Below are 23,741 nucleotides of genomic sequence, written 5' to 3'. Positions count from 1 at the left end.
GCAATAAAACCTTAGCTCGCGGACGCCCTCCTCGGCTCTTAACTAACCGAAATAAAAGGACAAAACGCGCGCGAAAAAATTACCGGCATGTGGCACGCTCATTGCTTGAAAATAAGGCGTCGGTTGAATCTTTTTTTTTACAGGAGAATGAACATGATCAAGCGAAGGATTAATCAGGCGCTGCGGGCTGCCCCGGCCCTGCTGGCCGCGCTGCTGACGGCCGGGACCGGTTATGCGGCCGAAGGAGGCGCAATCGACTCGGGCGATACCGCCTGGCTGCTTTCAAGCGCGGGGCTGGTGCTGCTGATGACGCCGGGGCTGGCGTTTTTCTACGGCGGCCTCGTAAGGAAGAAGAACATTCTTTCAGTGCTCATGCAGTGCTTCATGGCGATGTGCCTGGTGACGGTTATCTGGTTTTTCTGCGGTTACAGCCTTGCATTCGGCCCCGACGTAGGCCATTTCATAGGGAACCTTTCCTGGGCCTTCCTGAACGGAGTCGGGCCGGAGCCGAACGCCGACTACGCCGCCACCGTGCCTCATCTGGCCTTCATGGCCTTTCAGCTCAAGTTCGCGATAATAACCCCCGCCCTCATCATCGGCGCGTTTGCCGAGCGCATCAAGTTCTCCGCATTCTGCGTCTTTACCGCCCTCTGGACTATTCTGGTTTACTCCCCCGTTGCGCACTGGGTCTGGGGAATCGGCGGCTTTCTTCGGGATATGGGAGCGATGGATTTCGCGGGCGGCGCTGTCGTCCACATCAACGCCGGAATGGCGGCTCTCGCCGCGGCCCTCATACTCGGCAAGCGCGTAGGCAAGAGCGCTCCTCCCCACAACCTCCCCCTGGCTATACTCGGAGCGGGGATGCTCTGGTTCGGCTGGTTCGGCTTCAACGCGGGCAGCGCGCTTGCCGCCAACGGCGTCGCGGCCACGGCTTTCGTCACCACTCACATAGCTTCGGCGGTCGCGGGCCTCGTCTGGTCGCTGCTCGACTGGTGGTACCACAAAAAGCCCACCACCCTCGGCATGATAACCGGCGCGGTGGCGGGCCTCGTCGCGATAACTCCGGCGGCGGGGTTCGTAACGCCCACCGGGGCGATGATAATCGGGCTTGGCTCGGCGGTTATCTGCTTCATATCCGTAACCTTCGTCAAAGCGAAGTTCGGCTACGACGACACCCTCGACGCCTTCGGCGTACACGGAGTGGGCGGCATCTGGGGCTCGATAGCCACGGGCTTTCTCGCCGTTAGCGGCGCGAACAACCAGCTCTGGATACAGATAAAGGCCACGGCCATCACCGCCGGTTTCGCCTTCGTCGCCAGCGTAATACTTTTCAAGCTGGTCGATATGATCGTGGGTCTTAGGGTAAGCGAACACGAAGAGCGGATAGGGCTCGATCTGACCCAGCACCGTGAAACCGCATACACACTGCTTGACTGAGCGGGAGGCAATTAAAAGATGAAGTACATTATTGCAGTAATACAGCCCGACCGCATCGACGCGGTTCTGGATATGCTCGAAGAAAAGGAAATACATCTCGTCACGGTGTCCAACGTCCTCGGCCGCGGCCGCCAGAAGGGCATTTCCAGCGTCTACCGCAGCGTAAAGGAAGCCGGAAACCTGCTGCGCAAGATTAAGCTGGAAATAGCCGTCAACGAGGATTTCGTCGACAAAACCGTGGCCGCCATAATCGAAGGCGGACGCACCGGCGAGGTCGGAGACGGAAAAATATTCATCCTCGACCTCGAAGAGTGCATAAGGGTGCGCACCGGAGAGACGGGGAGGGCGGCGATAGGCTGACCCGACCTTAAAGCAAGCAAAAGGGGTTGCGCAAAAAAAGCGCAGCCCCTTTTTTTATTCCGGAAGCAGGAAAATTGTAACCGGATAAGGAGCCGTGCGATAATCCCATTGAACTTGACTTGGGCGCGGCCCGCTGGAATAGTACCCGTCAAAGCCGCAGGATTGGATTCGATTTGCATTATTCAACAGGAAAATGAGACACATGGATATCAGCCGCGAAACGGCGCTTCGCCGCCTTGAGCAGACAACCCTATACCTTACCGTTATCGCGGTCGTCGCCGGGGTATTTTTGCTGCTGCTTCGCGCCCTCGTCCATTTCCCCTTTTTCGACGAATCCCTTCACGCCCGCCAGCTCTGGATGATCTCTGCGGGAATGAAGCCCGGCCCCGACTTCTTTTCGGCCTACCCTGTTCTGGCGTATCTCTTCGTCATGCCGTTTTTCAGATTGTTTCCGGAGTCCGCCTTTGTGCTGCTGGCGCTAAGGTTTCTTAGCATCCTCGCTTTCGCCGGAGCGGGAGCGCTCTTTTACGGCCACGGCAAGAATGTGGCCAGAGACTGGGCCTTCGCCCTCTTCCCGATAGTTTTGCTCGCTGCTTCCGGCAACGTCGGCCCCTTTCTGGTGGAGTTCAGCATCGACCACTACGCGGCGCTGACGGCGGTCGGCGCGATGGTTTTGTTTTTTTGCTACCCGAAACCGGCGAATATAGCCTTCGCTTCCTTTTTGTGCCTCCTTTCGGTGGCGATAACGCCCAAGTACGCCCTGCCGCTCTTCTTCGGCCTCATCGGGTACGCCGCCGCCGGGTGGCTGGGCGAAAGGCAGACGAAAAAGCTCGCCCTGGCCGTCGTCGCGGGAGGGGTGTCGGCAGCCATGCTTGTATTCCTGCTTTACGCGGCCTATGGAATTTCTCTTGTTGAAAACATAAAGACCGCGCACATACTGACCTCGAAGCTGGCGATGGGTAAGCAGGGGGACTATCTGGCCGGGGAAGTCTTTGCGAATTTTGGGAGAAGGCCTCTTCTCGGCGCGCTTCTTTTGCTGGGGGTGGCGGGCTGGGCGAAACGGTCGTGGGGAAAAAAGGATTCGGCGGCCCTCGCAGGGGCGGGGATACTGCTCGGAATCATAATCTTCTGTATCAGGATACGGTTTCCCCTCGAACAGTACCAGACCCCGGTTTACGTTTCCCTTGCCCTCTTCGCACCCTTCGGCTTGACGCTTTTCGGTGAAAAAAGGGTTGCGGCGAAGGTCGCGAGGGGAGTCCTGGCGGCGGCGGTGCTGACCGTCGTCCTGAACCAGCTTCCAGCCGTGGGAAGGGAATTTCGCGAAACAAACCTGAACCTCCGGGATACCGAAAATACGAGGGCTTCAAAGGTTCCGGCGGGTGTAGCAGCCCTCGCCAGTCTGGACGGGATACTAGGCAAGATACCGAGGGACGAGCGCGTTATCGCGATCTGGGTCCACAATCCTCTCTTCCGCAGGGACATCACCGGCATGCCGGGTGATGACCGCCCGAGTTTCACGGGGATTATGGACAGAAACGACCCGTACTACAGATTTTTCGACCCCGCGACCCTTCGGGCCGAGTTGCAAAAGAGCCCGCCCGCGCTCATCGACACCTTTTTCCTCGACAACAACTACCCGCCGGGCTGGGACGGCGTGGTACGGGATTATCTCTCCCGGAACATAGGTCTCTACCAGCCCGTACCCTCGCCGATGTTGAGAGGGTGGTCGTTTTATATCCGCAAGGACCTGATGAACAGGTAAATTAGTAGTTAACGCAAAAGACGTGATTTCGACCGGGATGCGCAAACGATAATGAAAAGAAACCTTTACATTGCTCTGAAGCTAAGGATTCTGTGGCTGATCTTCCGAAGAAGGCTGATCAGCTTCAAAAAACTGTGGAATATGTTCGTCTGTTACTTCTCTTACGCCTTAAAGCGGGAGCGGAGCGGCAGATTCCCCTTCATGATAAACATCGACCTTTGTAACGAATGCAACGCCGATTGCGTTTTTTGCAGGACCGAAGAGGGGGAGATATACAACTGCAACCCGGATAATACCCCCTACGTCGAAAAGGGCGAGATGGACTTCGCCCTTTATCGAACCATAATAGATGAGATCAAGGATCATATAGTGATTGCGGTCCTTTACGTGAACGGAGAGCCGCTCGTCTACAGGGAAATTTATTCGGCCATAAAATATGCGTCGGACAGAAACGTCGCCACGATGATGTCCACCAACGGGATACTTCTGACCGAGAAGAACGCTTTGCGTCTTATCGAGTCGGGAATCTGCTTCGTCAAGGTCGCCGTAAGCGGGTTTTCGCAGGAGACCTACCGGAGACAGGCGCGCCACGGCAACATCGAGAAGATAAAGAGCAATATCGTCCGCTTTCAGGAGCTCAACCGCGAGCGGGGCGCGGATGTGCTCCTCATGCTCGATTTCATGCTCTACGAGTACAACACCCACGAGGTCGAAGAGGTCCGGGAGTTTTGCAGGAAGCTCGGCATAGTGTTCAACGTAAGGCCGGGAAACACCCGGAATATCGAGGTCGCCGTTGACTTCCAGAAAAAGAGGCCGAAGACCGCGATACCCGTGTGCGACTGGCCCTGGAAGGTGCTGACGGTAAACTGGAACGGAGACGTATTCCCCTGCTGCGATTACGTCGTCTGGGGCGGGCTCGAACCGTACAAGAGGCTCAACGCCGGAGAAAAGTCGATCGAAAAGCTCTGGAACTCCAAAGAAGCCCGCAGGATACGGAAAACCCACGCGAAAATCGGCCGGGGCGCTATCAAAATCTGCAAAGACTGTACTAGGACCGGAGTCGCTTTCAAATACTGAGACGATTTTTGCCTTATCTCCCATATTCTCTGAAAGGCGTCGATGGTTCGTAAAACAGGAAAACCCCTTGAGGTGATAGTGCTGGCTGGCGGGTTCGGGACCAGGCTTTGCGAAGTCGTAAAGGACGTGCCGAAGGTTATGGCGGACATCGATGGAAAACCCTTCCTCCACCATCTCCTCGGCTATGCGGCGAAGTTCGGGGCCGGAAGGATAATCCTCTCCGTCCACCACAAGCGCGATATCATAATGGACTATTTCGGCTCCTCGTTTCAGGGAATTCCGGTGGTCTATTCGGTCGAGGAGGAGCCGCTGGGCACCGGCGGGGCGATTTACCGGGCGCTGGGCTTCGTCGAGGGGGAAAACGCGCTCGTCCTCAACGGAGACACCTTCTTCGGCATAGATTTTCGGGACTTCATGCGCTGTCACGAGGAGGGCGGGGGCGACGTCACCATAGCCCTGAAATTATTGAAAAAATGCGGGCGCTATGGCACAGTGGAACTGTCCGGCACGAAAATAGCGGGGTTTGTGGAAAAGTCTTCGTCATCCCCGGGTTATATAAACGCGGGCGTCTACGGAATCCGCAAGGATCTCATGAAAAAGGTTCCCTTCGAGGGAAATTTCTCCTTCGAGAGGGACCTGCTTTCGGGCAAAACCGGTGACGTTTCGCTTTGCCCTTACGTCGCGGAAGGTTATTTCATCGACATCGGAGTGCCCGAGGACTACCGGAAGGCACAGAGCGAGCTGGCAAACGTCATCTCGCCGGAGAATCCATGATAGTAACCAGAGCCCCACACAGGATATCCTTCTTCGGAGGCGGAACCGACTACCCCTCCTATTACCTAGAGCACGGCGGAAAGGTGATAGGCGCGGCGATAGACAAGTACTGCTACATAACCTGCCGCGAACTTCCCCCGTTCTTCGAGCACAAACACAGGATAGTCTACTCCAAGGTGGAGACGGTCAAGACGGTTGACGAGATCGTGCACCCCTCCGTCCGGGAGACCATCCGTTACATGAAGATAGACTCGGGGCTCGAGCTCCACCACGACGGCGACATACCCGCCCGTTCCGGCATGGGGTCGAGTTCCGCCTTCACCGTCTGTCTGCTCAAAACCCTTTACGCCCTCAAGGGCAGGATAATCTCCCGGGAGAACCTCTTCGAGGAGGCGATACATATAGAGCAGAACCTCATCAGGGAAAACGTAGGCTCGCAGGATCAGGTCTTCGCCGCCTGCGGGGGGCTGAACGTGATAGAATTCATGCAAAACGGCCAGATCGTTCCCAGGCCGCTGATTGTTTCCGAAAAGAGGCTCGATGCGTTCAGGTCGAACCTGATGCTGGTCTTCTCCGGCATCTCACGCTACGCCTCCGAGATCGCGGGGGAACAGATAGAGAACACGAAGAAAAACATAATGTCGCTCCACGCCATGAAGGGGCTGGTGGATGACGCCGGCAACCTGCTGGCTTCCCCGGAGGCGGACCTCGACGATTTCGGAAGACTTCTTCACGAGACCTGGCGCTTCAAGAAGGGGCTCTCCTCGAAGATGACCAATCCGGTTATCGACCACATCTACGAGACGGGGATGAAGAACGGGGCTCTCGGCGGCAAGCTCCTCGGGGCCGGAGGAGGAGGCTTCATGCTCCTTTACGTACGGCCCGAGAACCAGCCAAAGGTGAGAAAGGCGCTGGACAAGTACATCCACATCCCCTTCAATTTCGATTTTTCCGGCGCGGAGATTATTATCTACAGGCCCTCTTACAATCACTGATCAGGAAGAGGTAAAGGAATGAGTCTGAATATTCTGGTCACCGGCGGAGCGGGCTACATCGGCTCGGTCATGGTACCCGAGCTTTTGAAGCTTGGACACAGGGTGTCGGTAATCGACAGCTTCATGTTCGGCCAAAACTCCCTTCTCGACTGCTGCGCCGACGAAAACTTCTCGGTCACGAGGGGAGACGTGCGGGACGAAAAGGTTATGGCGAAGCTCCTCGCCGGGGCCGACGTAATAATACCGCTTGCAGCCCTTGTCGGAGCCCCGCTTTGCAACCGCGACCCCCTGGCGGCGGTCACCGTCAACCGCGACGCGATCGGCTTTATAGTCAAGAACGCCTCGAAGGAGCAGAGAATTCTCCTTCCGGTGACCAACAGCGGCTACGGTATAGGCCAGCAGGGGCAGTTCTGCACCGAAGAGAGCCCCCTCAACCCCATCACCCTCTACGGCAGGACGAAAGTAGAGGCGGAAAAGATGGTCCTGGAGCGCGGCAACGCCATAAGCTTCCGGCTCGCCACCGTCTTCGGCACAAGCCCCCGGATGCGCGTCGACCTTCTGGTCAACGATTTCGTACACCGGGCCGTGAACGACCGCTTCATCGTCCTCTTCGAGGGCCATTTCAAGCGCAACTACATCCACATCCGCGACGTGGCCCGCGCTTTCATCCACGGCATCGAAAATTTCGAGAAGATGAAAAACGAGCCCTACAATCTCGGCCTCTCCGACGCAAACCTCTCCAAGATCGAGCTTTGCGAGAGGATAAAGGCGCAGCTACCCGAGCTGGTCTACATAAGCGCCCCGGTGGGGGAAGACCCCGACAAGCGCGACTACATAGTCTCCAACGAAAAGATAGAGAAGACCGGCTTCATGCCGAAGCACTCGCTTGAGATGGGGATAGCCGAGCTTATCAAGGGCTACCGGATAATCCGCAACGCCCGCTACGGAAACGTGTAGAGATGAAAGTCGAAAAGACGGCGCTCGAAGGGGTTCTCCTGATAAAGCCCGAGGTCTTCGAGGACCACAGGGGCGAGTTTTTCGAGCTTTACAACGAAAAGCTCTACAAAGAGAGCGGCATAACCGCCGATTTCATCCAGGACGACCTCTCGGTCTCCTCGAAAGGGGTGCTGCGGGGGCTTCACGGCGACAAGGTCACGACCAAGCTCCTCACCTGTATTCTGGGAAGAATCTACATGGTGGTGGCGGACTGCAACGAAAAGTCGCCCACCTTCGGCAAGTGGATCTCCCTCACCCTCACCGAAAAGAACCGCCACCAGCTCCTCGTGCCGCCGCTTTACGGGCTCGGCCATCTGGCGCTCACCGACAGGATAGCGCTCAACTACAAGCAGTCCTCCTACTACGACCCCAAAGGCCAGTTCACCTACAGGTGGGACGATCCCCGCTTCAAAATCTGGTGGCCGGTGAAAAACCCCATCCTTTCGCGGCGGGATGAAAGCGGGGATTACGTTTGACCCTTGAACGAAGCGAGCTTGCCGGAAAGGCCGGTTGGTGCAGGCGGGAGACGATAAAACTCCACCGCCGCTGCCCGGAGACCCGCCTCGCCTCCTCCCTTTCCTGCGTCGAGCTGCTGACGGTCCTCTTTTACGGCGGGTTCCTGCGCTTTGACCCGCAAAAGCCGCAGTGGGAAGGGAGAGACCGCTTCATAGTCAGCAAGGGCCATGGCTCGATCTCCCTCTACCCGATTCTCGCCGACCTCGGCTTTTTCCCATCCCGCGAGCTGGAGCTCATAGGAAGCGAGGAGGGCATTCTGAAGGTCATTCCCGACACAACCATCCCCGGCTACGAGACCATAAACGGCTCTCTCGGCCACGGGCTCGGCGTGGCCTGCGGGATGGCGAGAGGCCTTCTGGAAAAAGGGAGCGCCCGGAAGGTTTTCGTCCTTCTGGGCGACGGCGAGCTCAATGAGGGGTCGGTCTGGGAGGCGATAATGTTCGCCGTGCAACACAACCTTCACAACCTTGTCCTCGTCCTGGACAACAACGGCGGCTCGATGCTGGATTTTTGCCGTAACATACTGGACCTCGCTCCGGTCGGGGAGAAATTACAGACTTTCGGGTGGGAAGCCGTGACCGTTGACGGCCACGACACCGGCGCCCTCGCCCTGGCCTTTGAAAAGTGCGCCGGGAGCGCGACCGCCGCGCCGAAAGCCATAATCGCCAACACCGTAAAGGGCAAGGGAGTCCCCATGCTGGAAAAAGACCCCCTTTCCCATGTGCGGATGTTGACGGCAGAGCAGGTTGACGAAGCTCTGGAGGAACTGTGTTGAACCCGGCGAAGACCATGCGGGACACCCTCATCGAGCGCATCTCCAGCCGCATGGATTCCGACAACTCCCTCTTTTTCCTGACTGCGGACCTCGGCGCCCCCTCCTTCGACGCCCTCAAGGACCGTCACCCCAGGCGGTGCATAAACGTCGGGATAGCCGAGCAGAACCTTGTCAACATCGCCACCGGCCTCGCGCTGGAAGGCTTTACCGTCTACGCCTACGGCATCGCCCCCTTCATTTCGATGCGCGCCTGCGAGCAGCTTCGGAACCTCGCCCTTCTGGCGCAGTCGCGGGAACTGAACGTCAACCTCGTGAGTCTCGGGGCGGGGTTCAGCTACGACGTCTCGGGGCCGACCCACCACTGCATCGAGGACATCTCCATAATCCGGCTTCTCCCGAACATCGAGCTTTTCTCGCCCTGCGACAGTTTCATCACCGGGGAATTTTTCGATTTCACCCTGAACGCGAAGCGGCCCAAATACCTCCGGCTCGACGGCAAGCTCCTCTCCCCCGTCTACGATGGCTTAAAGCCCGATTTCGACAGGGGTTTCAGCGTGCTCAGGCAGGGCGGGAAGGTTTGCCTCGTCACCACCGGGTACGCGACGCAAAAGGGGCTTCGGATTATCGACCGCCTCAAGGAGGAGAAGGTCGAAGCCGGTCTCATCGACCTTTACCTGCTGAAGGGCTGCGACGAGGAGGCGCTGGCGTCCGCGCTTTCGGGCTATGAGAGCATCTTCACCGTCGAGGAATCCCTGATCGGAAGGGGCGGGCTGGACAGCCTCGCCGCCAACCTCATCTGCGACAGAAATCTTCCCGCGAGGCTCAGGAGGTACGGGCCTTCCGGCAGCTACCATTTCCCCAACGGCGGGAGGGAATACCTGCACAAGACCTACGGAATGGACGACGAAGCCATCCTCCGCGACCTTCTGGCGTGCCAATGACCGTACACCGGGTTTTAAAGTCGCGTATGGACGTGGTTCTGGTCTCTCCCGGAGACAAGCGGCAGATATATCAGGGCCTCGGGGCCGATCTCGCCGCCGTGGAGCCCCCCTACTGGACGGCGGCGCTGGCGGGATACCTGCGGAGCGAGGGTTTCGAGGTCGCGATAATCGACGCCAACGCCAACAACTGGTCGAGCGAGGAAACCGCCGCCGAGGTGGCGAAGCTCGAACCTCTCCTCGCCGCCGTCATCGTCTACGGCTCCCAGCCCTCCGCCTCTACCCAGACAATGACGATAGCGGGAAAGATCTGCGCCGCCATCACCGAAAAAGCTTCCTGCAAAGTGGCTATCGGCGGCCTCCACCCGACTGCGCTCCCCGAGAGGACGCTACGCGAGGAGGCGGTGGATTACGTGATTGGGGGGGAAGGCTTCTACACGCTAAAAGCGCTGATAGAGGAGCTGAGGAAAGGCGGCGCCGATCTTGCCACGGTGCCGGGCCTCTGGTACAGGCAGGGGGGAGAGGTCAGGTCCAATCCCCCCGCTCCCCTCGTCAAGTCTCTGGACGAGGTGATGCCCGCTGCAGCCTGGGACCTTCTGCCGATGGATAGCTACCGGGCGCACAACTGGCACTGCTTCGGCAATCTGGAGGAGCGCCAGCCCTACGCCGCCATCTACACCAGCCTCGGCTGCCCTTTCGGCTGCGCCTTTTGCTGCATCAACGCGCTCTTCGGCAAGAGGGGGATACGCTACCGGAGTCCGGAAAAGGTAGTGGAAGAGATCGGCCTTCTGGTTGACCGCTACGGGGTGAAAAACCTCAAGATCATCGACGAGCTTTTCGTGCTCGACGAGAGCCACTACATGACGATAGTCGACATGCTCATAAAGAAGGGCTACGATCTCAACATCTGGGCCTACGCGAGGGTTGACACCGTAAAACCGGAGAACCTCGTCAGGATGAGAAAGGCGGGCATAACCTGGCTCGCCCTCGGCATCGAGACCGCCAACCCCGAGGTGCGCGACAGCGCCCAGAAGAACATGCGGGTAAAGGACATCGCCAAAGTCGTAGAGGAGATTAAACGGGCCGGGATAAGCGTCATAGGAAACTATATCTTCGGCCTTCCCGAGGATACCCTTGAGACGATGAACGAGACCCTCCGGCTCGCCGAGGAGCTGAACTGCGAGTTCGCCAATTTCTACTGCGCGATGGCCTATCCCGGCTCGGAACTGTACCAAAAAGCCGTAAGGGAGGGGTGGGAGCTGCCGGAGAAATGGCAGGATTACTCGCAGCACTCCTATGCTATGCTGCCGCTCCCGACGAAGACGCTCACCGCCAAAGAGGTTCTTCGCTTTAGGGACGACGCTTTTCACCGGTACTTCGAGAACCCCGCGTATCTTGAGATGATCGAGGGGAAATTCGGGACCGGCGTGAGAAGACACGTCGAGGAGATGACGAAGACGCGGCTGAAAAGAAAGCTGCTGGAATCCTGATATCCGGCAAAAAAGTACCCGATCGCCGAAACGAACGTACTAAGGAATCAAAAGCAATTGACCCGGAGGAATTGAGTTGGCAAATGAGTTAAACCTTCTTTCGGCCATTTTCTCGTTCCGCAACGAGGAAGAGGGCATGGACGAGCTCGTCGCGAGGATGAGGAGCACTCTCGATCCTCTCGGCATCGACTACGAGCTTATCTTCGTCAACGACGATTCCACCGACGGATCCCTTGAGATACTGAAGAAATACAACGCCGAAGACCCCCGCATAAAGATCGTGAACATGTCGCGCCGCTTCGGCCACTACCCTTGCGCCCTGGCCGGTTTCAAATGCGCCAGGGGCGACGCGATGGTGATGATATCGACCGACCTGCAGGACCCGCCCGAACTCATCCCCGAGATGATAGAGAAATTCAAGGCGGGGGCGGACGTGGTGAACACCGTGCGGACCAAGCGCCTCGGCGAGAATCCGCTGAAGATGTGGATAACGAAAAAGGCCTACCAGGTCATAAACGCCCTCTCCGACATCGAACTTCCCGAGAACATGGGGGATTTCAAGCTCCTCTCCCGCAAGGTCGTCAACGAGCTGATGAACATGAAGGAGCTCGACCCCTACCTTCGCGGAATTATCCGCTGGATAGGCTTTCACCAGGAGACGGTCTACTACGTCCGCGCGGCTCGCTACTCGGGCAAGACCCACTTCCCGCTGCTAGGGAAGGGGCCGATACAGGAGTTCATAAGGGGAGTGACGGCTTTTTCCTCCGCGCCGCTCTACGCCTGCCTCATATACGGCTTCATAATCTCGCTCCTGGCGTTTCTGTACCTTATCGTCGTCGTCACGACCAAGATAATCGGGGTAAATCTCCCCGGCTGGTCGGCGATAATGGCGGCAATCCTCTTCCTCGGGGGAAACACCCTTCTGACCAACGGCGTCCTCGGCCTTTACATCGCGAGGATGTACGACCAGATAAAGGAGAGGCCGCGCTACATCATCAGCGAGAAGATCGGCTTCGAGGGGGATACAAAAAAGAAGCAGATGCTTGTTTCGTGGCGGAAAAGGAAAGAGAAGCCTGTTAATCCGGAGGTTTGAGTGGCTGCTGACAAGATAACCGTCCCCTTCGGGACGATAACGATAACCGATACCGCTAAAAGACTCGTCAACGAGGCCCTCGACAAGAAGAGGATATCCAGCGGCAAGCTGGTGCGCGAGTTCGAGGACAAGTTCGCGAAGGTCGCGGGGACGAAGGAAGCCGTCGCGGTGAGTTCCGGAACCGACGCCGACATACTCGCCCTCGCCGTCCTCCACGATTTCGGCGCGAGGCGCGGCGACGAGATTATAATCCCTGCGCTCTCCTTCGTCGCCACCGGCAACGCCGTCCTCCACGCCGGGTTCACCCCGGTCTTCGTGGACGTGGAGCAGGGCACCCTGAACATCGACCCCGACAGAATCGAGGGGGCGATAACGGAGCGCACCCGCGCCATAATGCCCGTCCATCTCATGGGCAAGCCCGCCGAAATGGACAGGATCAACGCCATAGCCAAAAAGCGCGGCCTCAAGGTCATCGAGGACGCGGCGGAGGCCCACGGGGCGCTCTACAAGGGAAAACCCGCCGGTTCGATGGGTGATCTGGGGGCGTTCAGCACTTACGTAGCCCACATAATCACCACGGGCGAGGGCGGCGTCGTCACCACGGACAACGAGGCTTACGCCGAGGTCTTACGGTCGCTGCGCTCCCACGGCCGCACCTGCGCCTGCAAGCAGTGCTCCCTGAACACCGCCTCGGGTTACTGCGCGAAGCGTTTCAGGGGCGAGGGGGGCGAGGACGTGCGCTTCACCTTCGACCGTATCGGCTATTCCTGCAAGATGAACGAACTGGAGGCGGCGATAGGCCTCGGCGCGCTGGAGGTCTACGAAGAGATACTGGAAAAACGCCACGACAATCTGACGTACGTCCTGACCCGCTTCGACCGTTTCGCCCCCTTCCTCTCCACCATCAGGGAGGAACCTTGGGAGCGCATCGGCCCCCACGCCATACCCATCATACTAAACGAAGCCGCACCCTTCACGAGGGCACAGCTTACGCAGCGCCTCGAAGACGCCGGCATAGAGACCCGCACCCTCTTCGCCTCGATGCCGACCCAGTGCCTGGGCTTTAGCTACCTCGGCTACAGGGAGGGAGAGTTCCCCGTCGCGGAGTATATGGGGAAATTCGGCCTTCACGTCGGAGTCCATCAGGATCTGGGGGAGAGGGAGATGGCTTATATACTGGAAACTATTGAGGTGTTTCTCTCGAAGTATCGTTAACCGGCTCCTCTTTCAGCGAAGGGCTGCGTCGTTTCTCGGGCGCGGGTCTTGGCGTAGTCACGCTACTGCCTGCGACCGCGCGCCCTGCGGACTCCTTGCCCTTCGCCGAAATAGTTTGCCGGAAGTTCAAAAAACCTTCCGAAACGAAATCTGCCGACCAGGTTAAAGCCCCATGGACTCCGCTATCAGAATTACCGTGATATCGGTCATGCGGGGTTTTTTCTCCATTATGTGAACCACCCTGCAGATTCTCTGCGGGCTGTCGCAATCCGAGCAAAAGCCGGTCTCGACGCAGGGGGTGGCGGCTCCTATACGCTTTGCGTTTGGCGGGGCCGCCCACATCCTTATCCGCTTGATTCCCTCTTCCACGTCCGGCACGAGCTTGTTGAAACCCGCCAACACAATGACCTTTTTCGGGCCGAAGGTCATCGCGCCCACCCTGTTGCCCGTGGCGTCGATGTTCACCAGCTTGCCGTCGAGGGTTACCGCGCCCACCCCGGTGAGGAAGAGGTCGGACGTCAGCTGGCGGCGCATTATCGCAAGCCTTTCCTCCGGAGCCAGCCCCGGAGCGCTGTGGTTCAGGCATTCCTTTCCCGCGTCGGCGAGCTTGCCCGGAAGATTCAGCCCGGCGACGGTCATAGACCCTCCGAACCCGATGGTCTGGGCTCCTTTTGCGAAACCCATTACCAGCTTCGCCGCGCCGGTCCCGTTTTCGCAGACAACAGACGAAAAACCGTTTTTCTCAAGGGCGGCGGAGGTCTTTTCAAGCTGCTTTTCGATTTTCCACTTCGACCATTCGTTCATCGCACCATTCCTCAGCGTTTGCGCTCTTCGTATATTCGGCAGACGGCCTCGAAGACCTCCTCCACGGTTATCCTTTCCATGCAGATGTTTCTTTTGCAGTTTGAAGACCTGCCGTTGAAGGCGTTCATGCAGGGGCTGCAGGCCAGGCCGGAGGTTATTACGCGGTTGCGGGCTGTCCTCGCCGCGAAGAGCAGCGGAGTCTCCGGGCCGAAAAGAGTGACCGTGCCGATTCCTGTGAGGCTGGCGAAATGGGAGGGGCCGCTGTCGCTCGTGACCAGAGCCTCGGAGTTCTCCATGAGCGCGAGCAGCCTGGAGATGGAGGTCCTTCCGGCGAGAGAAAAGCAGCGGGAACTGCCGGTTTTTGCCGCGAGCGCCTCGACGAGCCCGGCTTCGCCGCCGGTCCCGGTGAAGGCGATTTTTATTTCCGGATACCTCTCAAGGAGGTTTTTCGCGAGCGCCACGAAATTTTCCCCCGGCCAGCGGCGCAGGGGAAGCAGCTCCCCGGCGTTTGTATTGAGGAGTATCAGCGGCGCGCCGGAAGCGTGGAACTCTTCCCTGACGTTTTTGAGCCATTCGAGGTCCTCCCAGGAGGGGCTGAACACCGGCCCGCGCTCAAAGCGCTCCGGCGGCCGCCAGTCGAGGGCGGGGGCGTACGGAGGGGAGGAAATCGCCGCCTCGACGAGGGAAAGAAAACCGTCCTCGGTGTGCAAAACGGGATTGAAGCTGAGACGTTCGGTAAAGAGGTCGCCCCGGTAGGGGCCGGTAAGCTCTGGGACGTGATATCCCGCCCTTCTTTTTGCCCCGGAAAGGTAGGAAAGCACCGCGGTCCCCCTTGAAAAGAACTCTAGATCCACCGCCGCATCGAACTCGAGTTTTTGAAGGACGCGGACTGCCGCGAGGCAGCCGAGGAGGGTGTCGAAAGCGCCGCTGGACGGAACGGTGTGGATGTTACCCGGCGGTACGAGGTTCATTGCGTCGAGGATGTGGCGGTTCTCGTCGAAAACCAGAAAGTGAACGTGGTCTCTTCCCGCTTCCTCAATCGCCCGGAGGATAGCCGGTCTGGCCAGCACCGTAGAGCCCTGTTCGGCGAGCTTTACAAAGAGGATGCTGCGTATCTTCCCGCCGGGAATCTCCTTCGAGCTTCCGAAGATGCGCCGACAGGCGGTGAGAACCCCGCAGAGGGGAATCCCCAGCCAGTAATCGAGCTTCCGGAGGAGGGGGACGTTCATGGCCTTTTCCTCCGGGGAAAATCTTCGGTTTTCAAGGCAATTGTTCTCAAGGAGTTCTTTCTTTTTCCTCGAGCGCGGTCCTGATTTTTTCCGCGAGTTCCGGGGGAACGGGATATCCGAGGGCTGCCGCTCTGCGGGCGCTTTCCAGGGCTGCCGGGAGCTCTCCCGCGCTCAGGTAGAGCGCCGCAAGCCCGGCATAAGTATCGGGCGTTTCAAATCCCGACTCCAGCGATTTATTGAGTGAATCTATCGCCCCGGGAACGTCGCCTGTTTGTTCGAGAGCAATACCCCTTCCCTTGTAAGCGGGCGCGTTTCCCGGCTTGAGCCTCAGGCTCTCGTCGAAGTCCGAAAGCGCCCTCGCGGGGTCTCCCCTGCCGAGGTAAACCCACCCCCGGTCAAGGTATGCGGTCGCCTTGTTGCTCGCGTGTCCGCTCGTTTCAGGGAAGTTGTCGATGACGTGGCCAAGAAAACTTATGTCGTCCTTCCAGTTGAAGGTCATTTTATACGCACCGTAGCCGTAAGAGAGGACAAAAACGCAGATGCCCCCCAGAAGGACGCTGGCCCGGAGCGCGGAGCGGATTTTGATGCGGGAAAGGATTTTGGTGACGAGAAGAGCGAAAAGGGAGGAGAGGGCTGCCGAAGGGAGGTAGTTGTACCTGTCGGCGGAGGAGCCGACGGAGATAATCCCGATAGTAGGGAAGATGGTCAGGAAGAAAAAAAACGTCATCAGGGCCAGATCTCGAAAGCGCCTGATGAATACGTACGTCAAAAGCAAAATCGCGAGGAGGGCGGGAGCCAGCAGGACGTAAGAGAGGGGGACGCCGCCCGAGAGGTCTTCCCAGCGGGGATAGAGCATCTCGCCCCCGAGCCAGGGGTAGAAAAAGCGCGCGAGGTGGTAATAGACGAGGCGGTAAGACGCCGAAAAAATCCTGTAAGAAGGATTATAGGTGAATTCCCGAAGAAGGGGCTCGAACTCTTCCCTGGCTGCAATGGCCATGAAGCCGATAAACAGGGAGACCGCGAAAAAGGGAAGCTTTTCGGCAAGCGCCTTTTTGTAGTCTTTTCTTCCCTGATACCAGTCGATGGCGAGAAGCAAAAGGGGTATCGTCACCGCCATCGATTTTGCCAGACAGGCGAGCACGAAGAGCGAGAAGCAGGAGAGATATCCGGCTGTAGAAGGCCTTTCGCGGAAGCAAAGCCAGGCGATCAGGGAGCCGAGAAAAAAAGCCGTGCAGACAAGGTCTTTCTGGGCCGAAACCCAAGCGACCGTTTCAACCCGCTGGGGATGGAGCGCGAAGACAAGCGCCCCCAGAAGCGGAGTCGCCAGCCTCCGGTCGAGCAGACGGAGGAAAAAGTAAACCAGCGCGGTGTTGGCGAGGTGAAAAAAAAGGCTGAAGGTGTGGAACACCCTCGGGTTCAGCTCTCCGAGTTTGTACTGGAAGGCGTAAAAGATCCAGGTGAGAGGCTGGTAGATTCCTTCGAGGGGCGCGCTGAAAAAGCGGTATAAATTCTCCCGCGAAAGGCTCCGTATCCAGGTATTTTGCGTTACGTAGAGAGGGTCGTCCCAGTAGAGGAACTCAAAGCCCGTTACGGGGCCGAAGGCAAGCGCGGCGCAAAAGAGGACGAAGGCGAGCGCGGCGGCGTTTAACCGGCCATCCCCGGCCCCTTCTTTTCCAGAGCTCAAAAATCCTTCCAGCAGCGTTCTCAAGGCGATACCCCGGTTCGAGAGCTTGTCCGTGGCGCACACACGAACGTTAAAATACCCGCAACAACCCCAAAAGCGAAGCGGGGAATTTACACTCGCCCCGCGCGGCGAAAGCGGTGGAGTTTTTTTGCGCTGCAGCGCCTGTTATCGTAAAATGTTCGTGTCCTCCGGCGCAAAAGCACAGCGCCGGAACCGGCTTGAACTTATTTCAAACAGCCTTGCGCGCTTTTTGGGTATTTTCATGGGTACCGGGTAATTATCGCCGCGAAATCGGCCGGCGCTTGAATGCGTAATGAAGGGTAAAAATTTTGGTTTTCAGAAACAGCCGGGATAACTGTTCCAAGGCCGCCGCCGGGCGGGCGAGAGACCCGCTTGGCCGCATGCTGGCCCAGGCGCTCGACCATCTGAAACGCTCGCGGAACCTGGACCTCGGGGGCTACCGCCGCGCCACCCTGCGCCAGCGGCTTGGAGACCGGATGGAACAGGCCGGTATTTCGGATCCCTCCGAATACCTCGCCCGCCTTTACAGCGATCCCGCGGAGTGCGACCGGTTGATCGGCGTGCTCGCAGTCAACGTCACCTCCTTTTTCCGCGATCCCGTCGTCTTCGAGGTCCTGGCCCAGAGCATCTTGCCGGACATCGTCTCGAAAGCCGCGAGAAGAAAGTGCCGGGAGGTCCGCGTCTGGTGCGCGGGTTGCGCCACGGGGGAAGAGGCCTATTCGGTGTCCATGCTGCTTCACGGCGCCCTTAAAAATGAGGAGCGCCCGGTGCGCCCCCTCGTTTTCGGCACCGACATCAACGAAAAATCCCTTCAGGCGGCCGGGCGCGGCTCATACCGGCGGGAAAAAATGGAGAATGTAAAGCTGGGAGTCCTCGACCGCTATTTCATCCAGAGCGGGGAGGAGCAAGAAGTTCACCCGGAAATAAAAAATATGGTAGCATTCTCAGGCGACGATTTGACTGCCGGGGAGCGGTTCGCACCCGCCCAGAGCGTGTTCGGAGGGTTCGACCTGGTGCTCTGCAGAAACGTCCTCATCTATTTTTCCAAAGAATTGCAGGAGGCCGTTCTGGGCAAGCTCCACCGTTCGCTGGACGCGGGAGGCATTCTTGTGCTCGGCTCCGCCGAATTCCTCGGCGGAGCCGCCGCCGGGGGGTTTCGGACCGTCGACGTCAGGAACCGCATTTTCAGGAAGACCGGCGAGTCTCTCTCACCGGCGGTCGCTTCGCCCTCCGGCGAGAAGACCGAAATACTTCCGTTCGCCGTGAAACGAAGGGATAAATGATACTCGACAACTATTCCATCAAGACCCGGCTGGCCGCTACGCTGTTCTTGACGGTGGCGACGATAATTATCCTCGGGGTTTTCTCGCTCTCCCAGATGAATATTCTGGCCGAGCTGACCGAGAGCATTTACGAACACCCCCTGGAGGTCACCAACGCTTCCCTTCGGGCCAATCTGGGCGTGGTGAAGATGAACACCACGCTGGACGATCTCCTCTCGATCGGCGGAAAATTCCGCGAGAGCGAAAGCTACGCCATCCTCAGGGAAGAGGAGAAGAAGGTCTACGAGAATCTGGACATCGTGAAGGAAAGAATTCTCGGAGATGAGGGCGGAGCCATCGAGAAAGAGGCCCGCGAGCTCTTCGCGGCCTGGAAACCCATACGGGAGGAAACCCTCCGGCTCATAGCCGCGGGCGACCGGCAGACCGCCGCCCTGTGGCGTGAGAACACGGCCAAACCCCACATAAGGCGCACAGAGCAGAAAATGCAGGAACTCTACGCCTACTCCCGCAACAAGGCGATAGGGTTCAAGGCCGACGCCGAAAGGGTGGAGCTGGATGCCCGTTCTACGTCCATTGTTATCGTCCTCACCGCCGCCGCGTTCTCCGCGCTCCTCCTGTATCTCATCCTTCGGAGCATCGTTTTCTCCGTAACGTCGCTAAAGGGGACGATGTCCGAGATTACGAAGACCGGAAAGCTCTCAAGGTCCGGAGTTGAAGGGAAAAACGAGATCGCCGAGATGGCGCGCCACTTCAACGGGCTCATCGACGCGCTCGAAAACCAGTTCTGGCTCCGCGACGGGCAAAACAGCCTGAACCGGGAGCTGCTGGAGAGCGAATCCTATGAAAAACTCCTCGACAAGAGCGTCACCTCCGTTTCGCGTTACATAGACGCCTGCTCCGGGGCGCTCTATATTCTTGCCGGGAACGAAGGAAGGTGCTTTCTTCGCTCTTCCTACGCGCTGGCGACAGGGGAGCACGTCGCAATCTCCTTCAAGCCGGGAGAGGGAATCGTCGGGCAGGTCGCCCTGGAGCGCAAGCCCATTCTTCTTGCCAACATCCGCAGAGGAGAAGCCGTGGTCCGAAGCGGGACCATCAGCGAGCCCCCCAGATCCATCTATGCCATTCCCCTGGTTTACGAGGATTCCCTTCTGGGCGTACTGGAGGTGGCCTCCTTCGAGGAGATCGACGAAATCCGCCGGGCTTTCCTCGACGCCGCCGGGGTGATAATAGCCACTTCCATCTACACGGCGGCGCAGGCCAAGCGCATTCAGGAACTGTTGGCCGAAGCCCAGGCAAGCAACGAGTCCCTCCTAAGGAAGACCGACGAACTGAACGCGGCGAATCAGGAGATGTCCGCGGCGAACAACGAACTTCAGGCTCAATCCCATGAGCTTCGGTCGCAGACCGCCGAACTGGAAGAGCAGCAGGCGAGGCTGCAGGAGGCGGACAGGCTCAAGTCCGAATTCCTCTCCAACATGAGCCACGAGCTTCGCACGCCGCTTAACAGCGTGCTGGCGCTCTCGCAGCTCATGATTTCGCGCGGGGCGGGCAAGAATCCGGCGCAGGAGCAGGAGTATCTCCGGGTCATCGAGCGCAACGGGCGCCACCTCCTCGCGCTCCTCAACGACATCCTCGACCTCTCCAAGATAGAGAGCGGCAAGCTTGAGCTTGTGGCCGAACGCTTCGAGCCTCGCGCGGTGGCTGAGAGGGTGGTTGAGACCGTCGAACCCCTCGCCCGGGCCAAAGGGCTCAAGCTGACCCTCGGCGGCGACGCCCCCGCCATGATCTCCGACATGGAAAGGGTGAGGCAGATTCTAACAAACCTCATGGGGAACGCCGTCAAGTTCACCGAGCGCGGAGAGGTGGAGGTTCGCCTCTCCCAAAAAGACGGCTTCGTGCTTTTCTCGGTCAGGGATACGGGTATCGGTATCGAGGCCAGGGACATGGCCTTCATCTTCGACGAATTCCGGCAGGTGGACGGCTCCACCACCCGGCGGCACGAGGGGACCGGCCTCGGCCTGGCGATCTGCCAGAAGCTGGCGAGGCTACTCGGCGGCCATATAGCGGTGGAATCGCAGCCCGGCGAGGGAAGCACCTTCGTCCTCTACCTCCCTCTCGGTGAGCCCCCCTCCGGCGAGGCCGAAAAACCGGTTCAAGCCGTGGCGAAGTCCTCCGGGCCGTCCGCAGACGTAAAGACAGTGCTTGTCATCGACGACGAGGAGTCCGAGCGCCGGTCGCTGAAAAGCTACCTCGAATCGGCCGGGTACCGGGTCGTAACCGCCTCCTCGGGAAGAAAGGCGATAGAGGCGGCGCGGAGGGAAAAACCCTCGGCCATCTCGCTTGACGTAATCATGCCGGACATGGACGGGTGGGAGGTGATCTCGCGGCTCAAGGCCTCGCCCGAAACAGCCGCTATTCCCGTAATGGTCGTGTCGGTTAGCGACGACCGCGACACCGGCGAGGCCCTCGGCGTCTCCGGCTACGCCTTAAAGCCGGTGGACAAGGCTTATTACGTCTCCGAGATTTCCAGGCTTGCCGGGGAGAGCGCGAAACCCCCCGCAGGGCGGAAGGGGCCGAAAGAGAGCAGAGGCCTTATCTTCGCCGTCGAAGACAACTCCATCGCCACCCTCCAGATACGCTCCGCGCTGGAAGAGGCGGGGTTCGGGGTTGAGACCGCCTCCGGAGGGGCCGAAGCGCTCCGTAAAATCGCCGTCATCACGCCCGACGCCATAATCCTCGACCTGATGATGCCGGACGTGGACGGTTTCGAGGTGCTCGAACAGCTCCGTTCGACCGAAAGGACGGCCCGCCTGCCGGTGCTGGTGCTCACGGCGAAGGAGCTGACCGCGGCCGACCGGTCGAAACTTTCTCACAACAACGTGCAGGAGCTTATCCAGAAGGGGTCGATCGACCGCGAGGAGCTGGTGGCCAAGGTTTCCCGGCTGCTGGGATACGAGACGGCGAAGCAAGCCCCCGCCCCGGCGGAGGTTTCCGCCGGACCGGCTCCGCTGCCGCGCCCGGCCCGGGCCGGTACCGGCGAGGTCATTCTCCTTGTCGAGGACAACCCCGACAACCGCTTTACGATGTCGGCGATTCTGGAGGAACTCGGTCACAGGTACGAGATAGCCGAGGACGGCGCACAGGCTCTGGAGGCGGCAGCCAGGCTTCGCCCCGCCCTCATCCTCATGGACGTGCAGCTTCCGGTGCTCAGCGGCATCGACGCGACGCGCCGGTTGAAGGAAGACCCCTCCCTCAGCGACATTCCGGTGGTGGCCCTGACCGCTAAGGCGATGAAGGGCGACAGGGAGGCGCTCCTCGCGGCGGGTTTCGACGACTACATACCTAAACCGGTGGATACCGTCGAGCTCGCTTCGGTAATACGCAAATGGATGCGCTAACAGTTACCGGCTCCCCGGGGTTTGCCCGGCCCGGAGCCCGATCGCAGGAAACCCCGATGGAACTTAAAGCCAGGCTTCTGGTGGTGGACGACAACCCCGACAACCTCTTCACTCTGGAGCAGGTCATCAACCAGTTCTTCCCCTCATGCTCGGTGATACCCGCGCGGGGTGCGAAGCAGGGGCTGGCGCTGGCCGCCGTGGAAGAGGTGGATGGGGCGCTTATCGACGTCCAGATGCCGGAGATGGACGGCATAGAGATGTGCCGGAGGCTCAAAACTCACGAGCGCACCTCCCGTATCCCCGTTATCCTCATAACCGCCCACAAGTCCAATCCCGCGTTGCGCGCCGAGGGGCTGGAGGCGGGAGCGAACGACTTCATCGCGAGGCCGGTGGACAACCTCGAACTGTCCGCCCGGATCCGGGTCATGCTTCGCCACCGCCTCGCCGACGAAGAGGTGCACAGGGTCAACCAGCACCTGGAAGAGCTGGTGGAAAGACGCACCCGCCAGCTCAAGGAGGCGGTGGAGGCCGCCGAGGCCGCCAACCGGGCGAAGAGCGATTTTCTGGCGCAGATGAGCCACGAGATACGCACGCCTATGAACGGCGTCATCGGCATGACCGAGCTTGCGCTGATGGAAGAGCTCCCTCCGAAGGCCGCCCAGTACCTCGGCCTCGTAAAGCGCTCCGCCAAGGCCCTTCTGGACATAATCAACGACATTCTCGATTTTTCAAAGATAGAAGCGGGCATGGTCGAGCTTCACAACGAGGATTTCGACCTTACGGAAAAACTCGGACTGGTCTTCTCGACGATCGGAGCCGTGGCCTCCCAGAAGGGGCTTGCGCTAAACAACACCGTCGCACCCGAGGTCCCGGAGAGGGTTCACGGCGACTGGGGCAGGCTGAGCCAGGTGCTGATCAACATCCTCGGAAACGCGGTAAAATTCACTGAAACCGGCTCGGTGACGGTGCAGGTAGGGCTGGACTCCTCACGCCCGGAGGATCGCTATCGGCTCCTGTTCGAGGTCAGGGACACAGGCATCGGCATCCCCCCCGAAAAGCTGGACAGAATATTTGAAGCCTTTTACCAGTGCGGCGGCTCGCACCACGCCCACCACGGCGGCACCGGCCTCGGGCTCAACATCTCGCGGCAGCTCGTAACCCTCATGGGGGGCGGCATCAGGGCACAGAGCGCTCCCGGAGCCGGCAGCGTCTTTTCCTTCACCGTTGAATTCGGCGAAGCCAGAACCAAAAGTCCGCTACGGGAGCTGTACGTCAGGCGAAAGAGGCAAAAACCCGCCCCGATGCGGATACTTCTCGCCGAGGACGAGCCGGTGAACCAGATCGTAGGCCGAGACCTGTTAGAGCTGGAAGGTCATACCGTAGTCGTCGCCGAAGACGGCTTCAAGGCGCTGGAGGCCCTCTCCCGCGAGGCCTTTGACGTGGTGCTGATGGACGTGAAGATGCCGGGGCTCAACGGCCTTGAGGCCACGCGGAAAATCCGCGAGGGAAGCTGCGGGGAGACCCTGCAAAACATCACCGTCGTCGCCCTGACCGCCCACGCCACGCAGGATTACCGCGAGCGCTTTATTGAGGCCGGGATGGACGACTGCGTAACCAAGCCCATCGACGTGGAAGAACTCTATCGGGTGCTCTTCGAGGTGGCGGAAAAAAAGACGGCCAAAACCTGAAGCGGACCGCCACCTCGTTTTCGGCAATCGTAAACAAAATAACGAATTCTCACCTCATAATTTCCTCAAAATCCCAAACTCCGTGACCCGAAAGTTTTGACCGCTCCCGTATAAGGCGAAAAGCCGGTGCGTTTTCTTGACAGCCGCCCCGGTCACACTATGCTTGCGCGTAAGCCAAAAGGTTTCCTGCCGCGCCGGTCGCAGAA

Annotated in this window: 19 protein-coding genes; 16 read left to right on the top strand and 3 right to left on the bottom strand. The window is 59.1% G+C overall.

Translation table 11 applies throughout. The features are described from left to right. The first annotated feature begins 147 nt into the window (after positions 1 to 147). The 13 genes from EPN96_01275 (at position 148) to EPN96_01215 (ending at position 13,428) form a co-directional block, all read left to right on the top strand. Positions 148 to 1,437: an ammonium transporter gene (locus EPN96_01275; GenBank protein TAL18427.1), complete on the top strand. Its 1,290-nt coding sequence runs from the start codon at positions 148 to 150 to the stop codon at positions 1,435 to 1,437. A gap of 18 nt (positions 1,438 to 1,455) precedes the next feature. After that, entirely contained in the window at positions 1,456 to 1,797 is a 342-nt protein-coding gene (locus EPN96_01270) for a P-II family nitrogen regulator (GenBank protein TAL18426.1), read from the top strand. A gap of 202 nt (positions 1,798 to 1,999) precedes the next feature. Continuing rightward, the gene (locus EPN96_01265; protein TAL18425.1) at positions 2,000 to 3,559 is read left to right on the top strand and encodes a hypothetical protein; all 1,560 of its coding nucleotides are present in this window, start codon (positions 2,000 to 2,002) and stop codon (positions 3,557 to 3,559) included. A 51-nt stretch (positions 3,560 to 3,610) separates the two neighbouring features. After that, a complete protein-coding gene (locus EPN96_01260; protein ID TAL18424.1) occupies positions 3,611 to 4,636 on the top strand; it encodes a radical SAM protein in 1,026 nt (341 codons plus the stop codon). 42 nt (positions 4,637 to 4,678) lie between these two features. Next, positions 4,679 to 5,410, top strand: a complete 732-nt coding sequence (locus EPN96_01255; GenBank protein TAL18423.1) for a D-glycero-D-manno-heptose 1-phosphate guanosyltransferase — start codon at positions 4,679 to 4,681, stop codon at positions 5,408 to 5,410. Continuing rightward, positions 5,407 to 6,405: a kinase gene (locus EPN96_01250; GenBank protein TAL18422.1), complete on the top strand. Its 999-nt coding sequence runs from the start codon at positions 5,407 to 5,409 to the stop codon at positions 6,403 to 6,405. The genes EPN96_01255 and EPN96_01250 overlap by 4 nt, the downstream gene beginning before the upstream one ends. Positions 6,406 to 6,429: 24 nt before the next feature. Further along, a complete protein-coding gene (locus EPN96_01245) occupies positions 6,430 to 7,362 on the top strand; it encodes an NAD-dependent epimerase/dehydratase family protein (GenBank protein TAL18547.1) in 933 nt (310 codons plus the stop codon). Between the two features lie 2 nt (positions 7,363 to 7,364). Beyond that, the gene (gene rfbC / locus EPN96_01240; protein TAL18421.1) at positions 7,365 to 7,877 is read left to right on the top strand and encodes a dTDP-4-dehydrorhamnose 3,5-epimerase; all 513 of its coding nucleotides are present in this window, start codon (positions 7,365 to 7,367) and stop codon (positions 7,875 to 7,877) included. After that, positions 7,874 to 8,692 (top strand): transketolase, encoded by an 819-nt coding sequence (locus EPN96_01235; GenBank protein TAL18420.1) that lies wholly within the window; start codon positions 7,874 to 7,876, stop codon positions 8,690 to 8,692. Before rfbC ends, EPN96_01235 begins: the two co-directional genes overlap by 4 nt. Positions 8,693 to 8,706: 14 nt before the next feature. After that, positions 8,707 to 9,633, top strand: a complete 927-nt coding sequence (locus tag EPN96_01230; protein TAL18546.1) for a transketolase — start codon at positions 8,707 to 8,709, stop codon at positions 9,631 to 9,633. Continuing rightward, complete coding sequence (locus EPN96_01225) at positions 9,630 to 11,120, top strand: radical SAM protein (protein TAL18419.1); 1,491 nt, start codon at positions 9,630 to 9,632, stop codon at positions 11,118 to 11,120. The genes EPN96_01230 and EPN96_01225 overlap by 4 nt, the downstream gene beginning before the upstream one ends. A 136-nt stretch (positions 11,121 to 11,256) precedes the next feature. Beyond that, a complete protein-coding gene (locus EPN96_01220; GenBank protein ID TAL18545.1) occupies positions 11,257 to 12,213 on the top strand; it encodes a glycosyltransferase in 957 nt (318 codons plus the stop codon). Then, positions 12,214 to 13,428, top strand: a complete 1,215-nt coding sequence (locus EPN96_01215) for a DegT/DnrJ/EryC1/StrS family aminotransferase (GenBank protein TAL18418.1) — start codon at positions 12,214 to 12,216, stop codon at positions 13,426 to 13,428. Positions 13,429 to 13,590: 162 nt separating this feature from the next. Here the strand turns inward: EPN96_01215 and EPN96_01210 are convergent, their stop codons facing one another. The 3 genes from EPN96_01210 to EPN96_01200 are packed head-to-tail and all read right to left on the bottom strand — an operon-like array spanning position 13,591 to position 17,145. Then, positions 13,591 to 14,232, bottom strand: coding sequence for a lactate utilization protein (locus tag EPN96_01210; protein TAL18417.1), 642 nt, complete (start codon positions 14,230 to 14,232; stop codon positions 13,591 to 13,593). An 11-nt stretch (positions 14,233 to 14,243) separates the two neighbouring features. Further along, positions 14,244 to 15,461: a glycosyltransferase family 9 protein gene (locus EPN96_01205; protein TAL18416.1), complete on the bottom strand. Its 1,218-nt coding sequence runs from the start codon at positions 15,459 to 15,461 to the stop codon at positions 14,244 to 14,246. A gap of 46 nt (positions 15,462 to 15,507) precedes the next feature. Further along, positions 15,508 to 17,145: a tetratricopeptide repeat protein gene (locus tag EPN96_01200; GenBank protein ID TAL18415.1), complete on the bottom strand. Its 1,638-nt coding sequence runs from the start codon at positions 17,143 to 17,145 to the stop codon at positions 15,508 to 15,510. Between the two features lie 329 nt (positions 17,146 to 17,474). On the opposite strand from EPN96_01200, the gene EPN96_01195 reads away from it, so the two are divergent. The 3 genes from EPN96_01195 to EPN96_01185 are packed head-to-tail and all read left to right on the top strand — an operon-like array spanning position 17,475 to position 23,535. After that, on the top strand, positions 17,475 to 18,449 hold the full coding sequence (locus tag EPN96_01195) for a protein-glutamate O-methyltransferase CheR (GenBank protein ID TAL18414.1): 975 nt from the start codon (positions 17,475 to 17,477) through the stop codon (positions 18,447 to 18,449). After that, a complete protein-coding gene (locus tag EPN96_01190; GenBank protein TAL18413.1) occupies positions 18,446 to 21,847 on the top strand; it encodes a response regulator in 3,402 nt (1,133 codons plus the stop codon). Before EPN96_01195 ends, EPN96_01190 begins: the two co-directional genes overlap by 4 nt. After that, positions 21,835 to 23,535, top strand: coding sequence for a response regulator (locus EPN96_01185; protein TAL18412.1), 1,701 nt, complete (start codon positions 21,835 to 21,837; stop codon positions 23,533 to 23,535). The genes EPN96_01190 and EPN96_01185 overlap by 13 nt, the downstream gene beginning before the upstream one ends. Positions 23,536 to 23,741: the final 206 nt, after the last annotated feature.

Source organism: bacterium (assembly GCA_004322275.1).
Classification (GTDB): domain Bacteria; phylum Desulfobacterota; class Deferrisomatia; order Deferrisomatales; family BM512; genus SCTA01.
This window is presented reverse-complemented; position numbering and strand designations above follow the sequence as displayed.